This window comes from Butyricicoccus pullicaecorum (assembly GCF_002160355.1).
Classification (GTDB): Bacteria; Bacillota; Clostridia; order Oscillospirales; family Butyricicoccaceae; genus Butyricicoccus; species Butyricicoccus pullicaecorum.
On the sequence record NZ_NFKK01000017.1, the window covers coordinates 50,757 to 64,337 of the forward strand.

11 protein-coding genes are annotated in these 13,581 nt (G+C 42.9%); 8 read left to right on the plus strand and 3 right to left on the minus strand.

Annotation, left to right across the window (positions count from 1 at the left end; genetic code table 11):
• Positions 1-21: 21 nt before the first annotated feature.
• From B5F17_RS11800 to B5F17_RS11810, 3 genes are read right to left on the minus strand one after another with little or no spacing between them, the layout of a single operon-like run.
• Positions 22-729, minus strand: a complete 708-nt coding sequence (locus B5F17_RS11800) for an SDR family oxidoreductase (protein ID WP_016148559.1) — start codon at positions 727-729, stop codon at positions 22-24.
• A gap of 14 nt (positions 730-743) precedes the next feature.
• A complete protein-coding gene (locus B5F17_RS11805; protein WP_087374087.1) occupies positions 744-1,154 on the minus strand; it encodes a peptide deformylase in 411 nt (136 codons plus the stop codon).
• A 26-nt stretch (positions 1,155-1,180) separates the two neighbouring features.
• Positions 1,181-2,026 (minus strand): GIY-YIG nuclease family protein, encoded by an 846-nt coding sequence (locus B5F17_RS11810; RefSeq protein WP_087374089.1) that lies wholly within the window; start codon positions 2,024-2,026, stop codon positions 1,181-1,183.
• Positions 2,027-3,435: 1,409 nt separating this feature from the next.
• Between B5F17_RS11810 and dndC the strand changes: the two genes are divergently transcribed.
• The 8 genes from dndC to B5F17_RS11850 are packed head-to-tail and all read left to right on the plus strand — an operon-like array spanning position 3,436 to position 13,195.
• Positions 3,436-4,848, plus strand: a complete 1,413-nt coding sequence (dndC, locus tag B5F17_RS11815; RefSeq protein ID WP_087374091.1) for a DNA phosphorothioation system sulfurtransferase DndC — start codon at positions 3,436-3,438, stop codon at positions 4,846-4,848.
• Complete coding sequence (locus tag B5F17_RS11820; protein WP_162608173.1) at positions 4,820-7,015, plus strand: AAA family ATPase; 2,196 nt, start codon at positions 4,820-4,822, stop codon at positions 7,013-7,015. Before dndC ends, B5F17_RS11820 begins: the two co-directional genes overlap by 29 nt.
• Entirely contained in the window at positions 7,012-7,392 is a 381-nt protein-coding gene (locus tag B5F17_RS11825) for a DndE family protein (protein WP_087374096.1), read from the plus strand. Before B5F17_RS11820 ends, B5F17_RS11825 begins: the two co-directional genes overlap by 4 nt.
• Positions 7,389-8,573, plus strand: coding sequence for a cysteine desulfurase family protein (locus tag B5F17_RS11830; RefSeq protein ID WP_087374099.1), 1,185 nt, complete (start codon positions 7,389-7,391; stop codon positions 8,571-8,573). Before B5F17_RS11825 ends, B5F17_RS11830 begins: the two co-directional genes overlap by 4 nt.
• A 27-nt stretch (positions 8,574-8,600) precedes the next feature.
• Positions 8,601-10,649, plus strand: coding sequence for a DEAD/DEAH box helicase family protein (locus tag B5F17_RS11835; protein WP_087374100.1), 2,049 nt, complete (start codon positions 8,601-8,603; stop codon positions 10,647-10,649).
• Complete coding sequence (locus B5F17_RS11840) at positions 10,639-10,836, plus strand: DNA modification system-associated small protein (RefSeq protein ID WP_087374102.1); 198 nt, start codon at positions 10,639-10,641, stop codon at positions 10,834-10,836. Before B5F17_RS11835 ends, B5F17_RS11840 begins: the two co-directional genes overlap by 11 nt.
• Positions 10,833-12,803 carry an AAA family ATPase gene (locus B5F17_RS11845; protein WP_087374104.1) on the plus strand — a complete coding sequence of 657 codons (1,971 nt, stop codon included), beginning with the start codon at positions 10,833-10,835 and terminating at the stop codon, positions 12,801-12,803. Before B5F17_RS11840 ends, B5F17_RS11845 begins: the two co-directional genes overlap by 4 nt.
• A 2-nt stretch (positions 12,804-12,805) precedes the next feature.
• Positions 12,806-13,195: a hypothetical protein gene (locus B5F17_RS11850; protein ID WP_087374106.1), complete on the plus strand. Its 390-nt coding sequence runs from the start codon at positions 12,806-12,808 to the stop codon at positions 13,193-13,195.
• Positions 13,196-13,581: the final 386 nt, after the last annotated feature.

Genomic DNA, 13,581 nt, shown 5'->3' on the forward strand with positions numbered 1-13,581 from the left:
CAGCGCAGACGGCCTTTGTCTTTAGTCTGTTTGTAATTTCCAGCCAAAATCGTTGTGGTAGATCATCTGACGGGTCATACCGCCGTCAATGCAGATATTTTCGCCAGTGATAAAGCCTGCCTTGTCCGAGCACAGGAAGAGCACCATGTTGGCGATATCCAGCGGATTGCCCACTCGGCCAGCAGGATGCTGGATAGCGTCCGCGCCGTCATATACGGTGAAATCGGTGTCAATCCAGCCGGGAGAGATGGAGTTAACCCGGACTTTGCCCGCAAGACTGACCGCAAGCGCGTGGGTCAGCGCGGAGATACCGCCCTTGGCCGCGGTGTAGCTCTCGGTCTGGGGCTGGCTCATGCGGTCGCGAGAGGAAGAAATGTTGATGACCGATGCACCGGGCGCAAAATAGGGCGCAAAGCGCTTGGTCAGATAGAACGGTGCGGTGACACCGACGCGCAGCGCATAGTTGAACTGTTCGTAGGTGCATTCGTCAATGCCTTTCATGAGCGGCAGAGCATTGTTGACGAGCACGTCTACCCGGCCATAGTCTGCGATGACCTTGTCTGCAAAGGCATCGAGCACGGTCTGATCGGCCAGATCGCCGACAAAATAGTCGTTTTCCAGCAGGTCGATCACGCATACGTGCGCACCGGCCTTGCGGAATTCATCCGCGATGGTCTTGCCGATGCCCTTGGCACCGCCGGTCACGACGACAACACGGTTTTGGAACATGGACGAGCCTCCTTTTAGATGATAATGCCCTCACAGTGGTCGATTTCGTGCTGGATGATCTGCGCCGTCCAGCCCGTGAAGGTCTTGAAGCGCTCCTGAAATTTTTCATTCTGGTAGCGCACTTTGATGGACTGCCAGCGCTTTGTGGGACGGATGCCGGTCAGCGACAGACAGCCCTCTTCGGTCTGGTAGGGCTGGGATTTCTTGACGATTTCTGGGTTGAACATGACCATATAGGTGCCCTCGTTGTCAAACGCGATGATGCGCTTGTTGACACCGATCATGTTGGCCGCCATGCCGACACAGCCGTCCTTGTGGTGTTCCAGGGTTTCCAGCAGATCGGCAGCGATGGACAGATCGTCCGGGGTTGCAGGCTCGGCCTTTTGGGCTAAGAAAGTTTCGTCTTTACAGATTTCTCGAATCATAAGAGAGTGCTCCTTGTATTGTCTTTTTAATTATCATTTAAACCAAAGGGGATGGTGAGAAGTTTTCTCTTGTACAAGCGCTCAATTTGAATTACTTCATCATCGGTAATTGTTTTCGGCAAAATTTGTAGAATTGAGAATTGAAATTGGTGATATCTTTCGGGATAAGCACAGATCAACTCTTTTATCAATTTGTCATGTCCATGGAGTGAGTTTACATAGCAAGTCCAGCGCCCAAGTAAGCCATTTTTTCCGTATGCTGATCCAATATATTGTTTTCCGGTTTCTCGATCAACGATTAAATAAATGGCATTTACCGAAGAGAGGGCGGTGTGCCACGACTCATAAACGGTTGGGTTGGAAATGATTTCTTTTAAATTATCATAGGTAAGAATTAAGTTTTCAAAGCCAGAGAATACTTTCTTTTCGTCTGCTTGAATGGAAACAATGGGCTTTTCGGTTGTTCCTTTTTGATGCCACATGCGTGTAGAACTGCCCCAATCAATGGTTAGTCTGTTTTCATAGTCCTGCAACAAATCGACATATTGCAAATCGAAATAAGCGCCTTCGCCTCGGAACCATTCGGGATAGGGAAAGCCTTGCGGCATGACATCAGGGGTGTCCGGGACGCTGCCGTTGACTTTATAACAAGCAAATAGTTTAGCTAAGGTTCCTTTTCCGCTGATAAATACGCACCAATAGTCATAACCCTTGCTGAAACTACATTTTTGTTGACGTGTGTATTCCAAGACCATCTTTTGATCATAGCACGTCCGAAAGCCTTTGTCTGTTAAAGCATGCCGGATCAATTTCACTTTTGCGGGTTCTAACCCAACTTTTTTTAGAATATCGGAAAAGTATAGAATAGCCATGATAATAAACCTTCCCTCAAACGGTTTGCAATCAAGATATGAAACGTATAATGTCGCGATATGCCCTTTCTTGTTTGGCTTATTACAGAGATTATAGCACAGTGAAAGAAGAAATACTATGATGACAGGACTCGAACCTACGGTATTCTGTGCCGCTTATCCAGAAGGGCTTTTTTGTGTTTGGGGTATTGTACCTGAGAAGCAAGGTGTTTTTTCGAGCCAGACATACTAATTTTTAACACGTCTATACAAAGAACACAGCCTGACGGAAGGAGGAGTTACCTTACCTACTCAGGAACTAACAAAGGCCTGTAGCTGTGTGTTTTACCGCTAATTACTCGGATTTGGCAGAAATACATATGCTTCAGCTGGTTCTTCAGTTCATAGGAAAACATGTACTTCTTTGTTCCGGAAAACCGTAGGAACAGGATATACTTTTTATAAAGGAAAATAGATCTATCTAAATAGGTGGCATAAAGAGCAAACAACCACAGCTCTGCCAGAGAGTACCTGGTGATTCCTCGCCAACAAGGGACTTCGTTAATTTCGCTCTCTGTTGTTTAATCTTCCCGATGAGGAGTTGTGGATAGTCTCAAAAAATATGTCGTGATTCCAGTCCAGATTACTGATGGCTACCAGTGTGAACGGCCAGCGGCCTGTGCGGATTCAGGTACCTTCTGGATCTCGTCAGAGGAGTGTTGCGATAGCTGATAGACACATTTACCTCAAGAATTAGGAAATAAATATTATTTTATGTTTAGTTCAGAAGGTATACATAGTTTGAATCATACGTTTTCTATTTTGATAAGGGGATACACAATTGAGTCCCTTTTAACGTACATACAAAATGCTATAATGTAAATAAATGGAAATGATTTCAAAAGGAAATTCCACTTCTTTAATAGCTTTGATTATATAGGTCCGAAATAGAAAGTTTGTAAAGTTTAATCTAGCTTCATGTGTCTTGGTTTGTTCAGAAAATTGGACAGAGCTCGTGGATATATACGCAATGCATGTTGTTTTGTTATTGGCGTTTTAGCGTGTCTGTGTATGTCCATATTCCGTTGGCAATCGCTTTGAAGAATAGTGGATATCCGTAGTCGTGGCTATGCGTTCAAATGTCTGTATAGAACTACCTTTCCAGATCGTATGCATGAAAACGATGTTTTTTCTCGTTTAACAATATTTGTGTCACTTCTATTCAAAAGAAATTATAAGAGATTATCATGAATTTAACGGCGCGGGGACAAGGTGTAGTTTTTTGACCCGTCAAGGTGGATTTTTTTTCGGTAAAATGATATACTAAATAATAATATAGTATAGGAAAGGATATTGTTTTCTTTATAATGAGAAATATATTCCATTTTCCTATACAATCCAAAGACTTCTAAAGGGAGCAAAGGTCACACATGAAAGAATACAATGGGAAGCCTTTGGTCAAGGGCCTACTTGAAGAAATAGAGTACGTATACAAATCGGATAAACGTCCTTGGGTTATTGGATATAGTGGAGGAAAAGACTCTACGGTTGTTGTGCATTTGGTATACCAAATGTTGAAGAATTTACACCCTGAGGAACGACACAAAACAGTCTATATTGTTTCATCCGATACGCTTGTGGAAAACCCACTGATTGAAATCTACTTAGATAACATGCTTCAATTATTGCGAGAAGCAGCCAAACGGGATCATTTACCACTCTCTGTGAATAAGGTAACCCCAGATCCAGACACTTCTTTCTGGGCCAATGTAATTGGAAGAGGCTTTCCAACGCCGCGTTTAAACGGCACATTCCGTTGGTGCACCGACCGTTTGAAGATTGCTCCCAGTGGACAGTTTGTAGAAAATATCATTAAGAAACAACATACAGAGATCGTTTTTATTCTGGGCGTGCGTAAGGCTGAAAGTGCTGCCAGAAAGCGGCGCATCGAAGGCAGAGAATTGGCAGATCGCCTTTTGAATCGCCATGAAACGATCAAAGAAGCCTATGTATATCCCCCTATCGTTTCTTTATCTACCGATGATGTCTGGGACATTTTGATGTCCAATAATCGAAAGAATGCTTGGGGGGGAGATAATTCTCAGTTAATTGAATTGTATTCCGATGCAGACAGCGGTGAGTGCCCGTTTGCGGGATATTCTTCCAAAGATGATCAGCAACAGTCTTGTGGTAAGTCCAGATTTGGATGCTGGATTTGTACAGTTGTACAGGAAGATCGTTCTTTGAATGGTTTCATCCGCTCTGGACACCGTGAATTGATTCCGCTAGCCGAATTCAGAAAATGGCTCATGAGTATTCGTGATGTACCTGAGTATCGTGAAAAAAAACGCCGTGATGGAAGCGTATATCGCACTTCTCAAAATCAGCTTGGCTTTGGTCCGTTTACCTGGGAAGCTCGTCAAATGATTTTGCGTCGTCTTCTGCAGACGCAGAAGCAGATGAACTATGAGCTTATCACTATCGATGAGCTTCGCGCGATTGACCGCATTTGGGATGAAGAGCAGGATTTGAGTTGTCGTGTACTGGTAGATCTCTATTATGATGAAATGGGAGAACATTTGCCTTGGGACGAATTAAAACATCCTGTCTTTGATGAAGAAACCTGTAAAAAGCTGGAAATGTATGCCGATGAATTCTTGGTTCCTATGGACCTGATGAAAAGCATGATTTTTAGAACAAACAAAACCAAATTTTTCTCGAATACTCGCATTCTTCGCGACTCTCTCCGAAAAGCTGTTACGCAGCAATGGCTTCAGGAAGCTGAATTGGTGAATGTGCAGGAAGGAACCAGGAATGAAGATCAACAGAGTGACACTCTATAATTTCAGCTCTTATGTGGGAGAAAATACGATTACATTGGACACCCACGATAAGCAAAATATTGTTCTGATTGGTGGAAATAATGGTGCAGGAAAGACCTCTTTTTTCACCGCTATCAAACTGGCTTTATATGGGCCTCAGTGTTTCCGCTTTCAAGACAAAAACAACCGTTATACCGCGCGAATCAAAGAGCTGATCAACCATGATGCGTTTTTATCTGATAATGTGAAGGCCTATGTCGAAGTAGAGATTGACCTCCCCACGGATCGTGTACACACACTATATACTATCCGTCGCGAATGGTCCTTTATCGAAAAGCGACTTCAGGAAAGTTATACCGTATACAAAGATCATCAGCTTCTTGCTGACAAGAATCTAGATTTTTTTCAGAACTATTTGTTCTCAATCATTCCCCCAAATTTATTTGATTTCTTCTTTTTCGACGGCGAAAAAATTGGCGATTTTTTTGCAACGGGAAATTACAGTAATTATATCAAAAATGCAGTTTTAACTTTAAGTGGTTATGACACTTTTAATATTATACAGAAGTTTTGTGATTCTTATATCGGGGAAGAAGAGGATAACGAAGATTACGATAAGGTTGCTAAATTAGTAGAACAGGAAGAGACCAATCTTTCGACTTATATGGTCAGAAGCTCAGACTTGGAAGCACAAAAGCAGCAGTTAGCTGCGCAGCTGCTTTCTACTCAGGAAGAAAAAGAATCTCTTGACCATCAGTTTGAGCGTTCTGGTGGGCTGACCGTGCAAGAACAAGAACAGCTTGAAGCACAGCGCGCAACGCAAGAGCGTGTAAAGGGTGATAAGGCAAAGCGAATTCGAGAGTTCGTAGAATCTATGATGCCGCTTTACATCACAAGAGATCTTGCTGCCGTTGCTTATAAGCAGCTTAAAGATGAACAGGCGGTTCGTCAGTATCAGATCATCTGCAATTTGTTGGATGTCCAAACTATTCAGAATGTCTTGGAACAGCAGCCTGTTTGTGATGTTGCGCAGGTTCCTGCATTGGCACAGGCAATTTCTAATGGGATTGCGGAAAAAGCGTTGCCTACCTTTCCTTTGGAGTGTTTCACCTCCATCCACGACCTGTCTCAGGAACAAGAAAGTCAGGTCGTCAGCGACATTGTCAGAACGCAGCATTTTGCTGAAGAAGAAGCGGCTCAATTGCTTAAAGTTGTCGCAGACAAGAAAAAGGCTTCACAAAAATACGAAGAGATCAGCAAAAAGATTCGAGAGGCATTACCTTCTGTGGACGCCGCCGTCTACTTTGAAAGAGTGAAATTCCTGACCGAACGCATTGCTGCTTATGAGGATAGTCTGGAAACTCTGGACAAACAAATTGCGGAGTTGGAGGCAATGATCACAGATCAAAAGGCTCTGGTTGAACGCTTACGTAAAGCATTGCTGGCCAAAGCGAAGGACCGCACTGCGCATGAGTTTACCAGCCGTATTAGTCAAGTTATGCAGCGCATGATTTCTGATGTAACGAAGGAGAAGTTCCACCAGATTGAATCTCTGACACTCGAGATGTTTAATAAGATCATCCGTAAAGAAAACTTTGTACAGCTTATTGAGCTGGATGATAATTTCAACGTAAACCTCTATAAGAAGCAGACCTATATAACACGAGACTTGCTGCTCTTAGCCAACAATATCGGAGTGGAGGCCTTAGAAAAACGATTGGGGAATGCTGGACTTAGAGAAGCCGCACATCTGTTAACAAATGACTCTATCGATGATTTACGTCGGTATTTTTCTGGAAAAATTGTCACAGATCAAATCTCTCTTCAGGACGATATAGAACTTCCACTATACAATCGTGTGGAACTCAATCAGCTATCCAAAGGCGAAAAACAGGTTTTCATTCTCTCGCTGTATTGGGCGATCATCAAAACTTCCAATCAGGTTGTTCCGTTCATTATTGATACGCCCTTTGCGCGCATCGACACAGAACATCGCGAACAGATTGCAGCCGTGTTTTTCCCAAACATTAGCGGTCAAGTGATTATTCTTTCCACCGACGAAGAGGTGGTGGGCTCATATCGCGCAATCATCCAGCCACACATTGCACACGAGTATCTCCTTGAGTACAATGTGGAGCAGGGATGCACCTCCGTAAAACCAGGTTATTTTAAGGGGACAAAGGCATGATTTTTAAACTTAAAACTTCCCAAAAAACGCAGCAAATTTTTGCAGAAATTGGGAAAAGCACCTCCTTAAAGCCGTACACACTAGTCAAACATGCGATCGCTTGGTCTTTAAAAGAACAAGGCAAAATCACATCGTTCAGTAGTGACAACGAGGGACTTGAACTTAATCGTCAAACGATTACTGGGGAATATGACGATTACTTCAAAGTTCTAATTGAACAGGCAGAAGGCCGTCATTTAAGCAATGAGGAATACTTTCCTAAATATATCAAAGCCCATATAGATCGCGGGGCAATTCTTCTGGAATCCCGCTATAAGCACGCTGGCGACCTGGATAAATATGTGCTGGAAGCCCTTGGTGTTGGTGATACTGTATGATTTATTTAGACAATAGTGCTACCTCTCCTATCGCTCAGGAAGTGTTTGAGGCGATGCGCCCTTACCTACAAGAAGAGTATGGGAATCCGTCCAGCAAGTATTATCTGCTTGCTGCCCATGCTGCTGATGCCGTGGAAAACAGCCGGAACTGGGTTGCTAAGTTAATTCATGCCAAGCCGGAAGAAATCATTTTTACCTGTGGTTCCACAGAGAGTAGCAATATGATTATCAAAGGTGTAGCAGACTACAAAAAACACTATGAAAAAAAAGGCAACCATATTATTACATCCAAAGTAGAACATCACGCTACATTAAATACTTGTCGCTTTTTGAACGGTGACATTTATTCTAATCAGGATGCAACTTTTTCGCTGTTTGATAAAGTTTCCAAAGTGGATCGCGGTTATGAAGTCACTTTCTTGGATGTAAACAAGTATGGTCAGGTGACACCAGAGTCCTTTGAAAAGGCTATACGTCCCACAACTACCTTGGCATCCTTTATATGGGCGAACAATGAAATTGGTTCTCTAAACGATATGGACGCTTTGACTACTGTTGCACACAAGCATCGCGTATTGCTTCATGCCGATGCCACGCAAATAGCCGGAAAACTGCCAATCAATGTTGAACAAACAAAGGTAGATTTTTTGTCTCTATCTGCTCATAAGTTCCACGGACCAAAGGGTGTAGGGGCCGCATATATTCGCGGAGATGATTATGGCCTCCCTCCGATGAGTGCTTTTATGCATGGCGGTGAGCAGGAGCACGGCCTGCGTGCTGGTACACTAGCGGTTCACAACATTGTTGGCTTTGGAAAAGCTGCTGAATTGGCCATTGCAAACCAACAGCAGCAGATGGCCTGCATTCAGAAACTGGAGCAGGCAGCAAAAAAGATTATTGCATCTAGCGAGCATCTAGAACTTTTGGGAGACCCGGGACATCATCTTCCGGGGGTTATAAGCTTGATCGTAAACCTCGACGATTTTGACAACGAGCGCTTTGTGAAGCGCATTAGCACAAAATTTGCAGTTTCTACCGGGTCTGCGTGTACTGCTGGCATGCCTTCTCATGTTTTGCAGGCAATCGGTAGAGAAGATGCTGTGTCTAGGGTTTTGCGCATTTCGCTATCTGCGGAAAATACTGTTGATCAAGTGGAAGCATTCCTAAAAGAGCTGTTCTGATATAATTTTCTAAAAGGGGTTGATAGCATGAGCCTACGTACAGTGTCATTTCAAGACACTTATTGGAGCGGGGAAAATGATCTGATCAAAGAATTCTATGTGCCCTGCATGGAAGAAAGCATTGAATATTGCCGCGCTGTTGGGTATTTTCATTCTTCCATCTTTTGCTACATCACCAATGGTTTGTATCCCTTTATTCAAAACGGCGGGCGGATGCGCATTGTCTGCAGTGTGAATGTAAGCCCAGAGGATGAACGCCAAATTGCGCTCGGTTATGATATCCGCCAATTGTTAGAAGACAAAATTGCCCCTGCTACCCAGGAACTTATCGATCTGAATATTGCAAACATTAAGAATCTCTGTTGGCTTATTAAAAATAATCGATTGGACATTAGAGTATGCCTTCGTAAGGATCCAAATACTCCAGGTGCATATCGATTGTTTCATGAAAAATTTGGTATTTTTAAGGACGCAGATGAAAATGCAGTTTCCTTCTTGGGATCTGTAAACGAAACGCTTGGAGGATGGATCAATAACGAGGAGTCTTTCGAGGTCTCTCAAAATTGGATTCCGGCACTACAATCTCGAGTAGAACAGAAAATCCAGCGTTTTGAAAGATTGTGGGATGGAACCGCCGGGAATATTGTGACATTCGACTTTCCCAAAGCATCTCGTCTGAAGTTGATTCAAAATGCGCCAGAACATCCAGTCGACTACATTTATCGCGTATCTGCTGGAATCCACCCTAATTTCAAGCCGCGTTCCTGCCAAGAGGATGCTAAAAATGCTTTTTTGCAAAAGAACTTTTCCTGTCTTTTTATGATGGCAACGGGGTCGGGCAAAACCAAAGCGGCGATGTATGCGATTAGCCAAATTGATACTTGGAAACTTCTCCTGATCTGCGTTCCAAGCCTGGAACTGGTAGAGCAATGGGAAGCAGATGTTCACTTGTTTTATCCTAACACACCTATTATTAAGTGTGGGTCTCCTTATCGTGGACACAAGGAATTACTGAAATCCCTAACACAAGCACGTTTTCCAGAACAAGTGGTGGTTATTTCTACCTATGATTCTGCGCAGGGAGACTACTATATGGCAAAGTGGAGATTGGCGAAACCAGAACAATTTGCTATGATCTGCGATGAAGTCCACAATATTGGTGCTCCAAAATCTCAAACTCTTATGGAATTGAATCCGGCATACCGTATTGGTCTTAGCGCTACTCCGCGCCGAAACTTTGATGAGATCGGATCCGAAAAAATTTTTGATTTTTATCATCAAAATACATTTGAATTCTCAATTAGGGATGCACAACGTGAGCATTATTTAGTGGAATACCAATATAGAATTCTACCTTGTGCTATGCCGGAAGAGGATTGGGAATCATATAAAGAATTTTCTAAGGAAATTATGCAGCTCCAGCGCACGCTGGAACAGGAAGAAAACGAGAAGGAGCAACTCCGGCTGCGTCAACGCATAGAAGGTCATTACCGTGATCGTGCCAAACTGCTCAAGAAGAATAATCAAAAGGTACAAACTCTACAGATAATTTTTAACGAGATTCCGCCCACTGCGCGCGTTCTTATTTATGGGGATGATTTGCACCACTTGGATAAACTTGGACAAGAGTTAGACCGTATAGGCAAATATTACTTCAAATACACTGGTGAGCTGGATGCACAAAAAGAACGGCCAACAATCCTGAAGGAGTTTCGGCAGGGAATCCGTAAAATTTTACTAGCTGTCGGATGTTTAGATGAAGGTATCGATATTCCCGCTTGTGATGTTGCTGTGTTTATCAGTTCTTCAACCTCTGAACGTCAGTTTATTCAACGTCGCGGTCGTGTTCTTCGTACTGCCTCGGGAAAAACCTCCGCCAGGATTTACGATTACCTGGTCTATCCTATCCTTTCTGCCCGAACCAATGATAATGAGCGTCATCTGGCACTATCCATGATTGACGCACAATATCAGAGAATCAACTTAATGGTAGAAGATGCCATCAATGGAATTCAAGAACGTCAAAAACTCGATCAGTTTTTATCTCAGCGGAGGCTGAATCCGTATGATTTTTAAGGAGGTTGGCCAAACGATGGATCTATTACTTGTTAAAGTTGCTGAAGAACATCATATTGATGTCAGTGTTGTTGAGGAAATCCTTCAGGTGGAGAAAGATCATGTGTACCAAAAAAGTCGTCATACTCGCGGACCTATCAGACAGATTATTGCTGAGATGAGTGAGCAGGAGGATTCGGATCAATGATTTTCAATTCACTCCGTATAAATAACTATCGCGCCTATTACGGGGAAAGTATTTTTGATTTTCCTATGGAGGGCGAACGGAACATCAGCATTCTTTATGCTGATAATGATGTGGGAAAATCCTGCTTTTTTTCAGCAGTGCTGTTCTGTTTGTATGGTCCTAAAGATATCGACGATCTTAAAGATCTTATCAATGTAAACGCGCAATTGGAGAAGTCTTATCATGCTGAGGTTTCTCTGTTTGTTGAGAACGACCAGGATAGGATTGAGATATCTCGTTCTATTGACTTGCGTGGGAAACTAGATGCCACCCCGAGCAGTAAAGACTTCAAATGTACGTTGGAGTTGATCAAGAATGGTATTCCGTTAAGCAGTGATGAAGATGAGAAAGCTGACTTTATCAATTCCCTTGTACATGAAGACGCCGCGCAGTACTTCTTTTTTGATGGCGAAAAAATCAACGATTATAGTACAGCCAGTGGAAGTCAATATAAAGATGCCATTGCTCGTGTGCTTGGCATTAAAGAAATTGATAACGCTGTAGAAGATCTTCGTTTACTAAAAAAGGATTTTGAGAAGAACCGGGATGCTTGGATTCAGACCCAAAACAAGTATCAGGATATTTTACAGCAAAAGGAAGAAGCGGATCAGAAAGTTGCAAAGCAGGAAGCGTTGTTGGATCAGTATGAGCGAGAAATCAATGCTGCTAACGAACAGATACAGAAGGATGAAGATAAACTGAAGGATTTCAAGGAAATTTCTGAAAAGGTCACCCAAAAGCAGAAATTGTCCGAAGAGATCAAACAGCTCACGGAAGATTTGAAGTGTGTCAAGAAAGAACGATCTGAGTGTTTCCAAAAGAATGCTACACTCATGTTGGCAGCTTCTATTTTTGCCAAAATACAGCAGGATACGCATGATGAACCGTTGGAATATCACATTACTGAGCCCGTGAAAGAGTACTTGGTTCGTCTCATGGAGCAGCCTGTCTGTGTATGCGGCGAAGCAATGACAGATTCTCACAAGGAAAAAATTCAGGCATTCATTCGCGATCATCTGATTACAGACGATGCCATTCTCGTTGAAAAGGAGCGTGGTGCCCTATTTCGTTCCTGCGCACAATACCAGCCACATGGATTTCAGGCACGTGCCACGTACTTTTCTCTATGTGAGGAGATCTGGAAAAAAGATAAGGAGCGTTCAGCCAAAAGGGAAGAGTTTGAGCACCTGCGAAAAGATATTGGTTCTTTTAATGAAGAAGCGGGAGAACGTATCATTCAAAACATTGCTAACACAGAGGCAAAAAAACAGGAGGCAGAAACGCGTCGCACGCAGACGCGGGTTGTATTAGAACAAGACCAAGAAAAGCTTGCACAATTAGAGGAAAAACTTGCGGAACTCAGCCAGCTTGACAAAGAAGGGGCTTTGTGTCAGAAAAAGCTAGAAAACACCATCGCGTTGGAAAAGGTCTTCAGCGAGTATCGTAATCGTCTGCTGGAAGAGAAACGTGCCTCCGTGGAAAAGTACGCCACCGAAGTTTTCTTGCAAATTACGAACGCGCCCCAAAAGTACAAAGGTATTAAGATTGCGAAGGATTATAGTCTGTTGCTTGAGCTTACGAATGGAGAAACCTATCAGATTGAGCCTGGTCGCACATTGAACCCTTCAACTGGCCAGTCTAAGGTGATTAGCCTTTCTTATATTGCTGGCTTGAACCGTTCCTCCAACTTTGCCGCACCGGTTATCATTGACAACCCCCTTGGTCTGTTTTCGGATGAGCATCGTGCTGCAATCACTCGTTTCTTGCCACATATGGGCAAGCAGGTGATCTTTATGGTTTCTACTGGTGACCTGACTGAGAAATATCAAAATGAGCTAAAGCCTTACGTCAAGACTGTGTATAAGCTGGAAAATCATAGTGATCAAACTTGGCCCAAGACGGTAATTGCAAGTAAGGAGGTATATTGAAAATGGTGGAACAAGAATTCTTTTCAATAAATCCTTCTACCCATATTCGAACTACATCTGAAAACCGACCTTTTTATGATCTTCTGGTAGATGAAAAACATATTTTTTCAACTAAATATCAGTTGTACACATTTGCAATTATGGTTGCACTAAGAGCTGGTGCTGCTCCAGATTTTACGACAAAAAATCTGGATATTTGCTTAGTTGGAAATGTGGACAAAGATAATTTTGCAGTAGCCAAGGGATTGGTTGCTTATCTTTGTCCAGAAATCAATAATGGAAGTGACCTTTTAAAACGCATGAATGAGTACGCTGACGCCGGTGTAGCAATTTTGCGTACTGACTATGAAAATAGCGACGAGGACTTTGATCCGAGTGCATATATTGAATAAAGATCGGCTGCGGCAAATATATTTGCCGCAGCCGATCTTCTTTTTCTTTTTACAAGCAGGGAATTAGATCTATCTCATAGATAAGGTAGAATAAGTTTCACAAAAACAAAAAAGACAAGGTTTGCAGATCTCTGGTAGAATGAAGTTGTGACACTAACCATTCGAAAGGAGACAGCAAACCATGTCTGAGAAAATTGTACAGCTAAACGAGGAAGTAATCAAAGGGCAGATCAAGGAATTGGTACGAGGAAGATAGAGGAAACGCTTAACGAATTGCTATTCGGGTCGGGCGAAACTAACCTTCAAGTGTCGAGCGTTCGCAACCAAATTTAGTCGGAAAAGATAAAGCCACTACCGACGCTCTTCTAAATCCTGTACACTGGAAA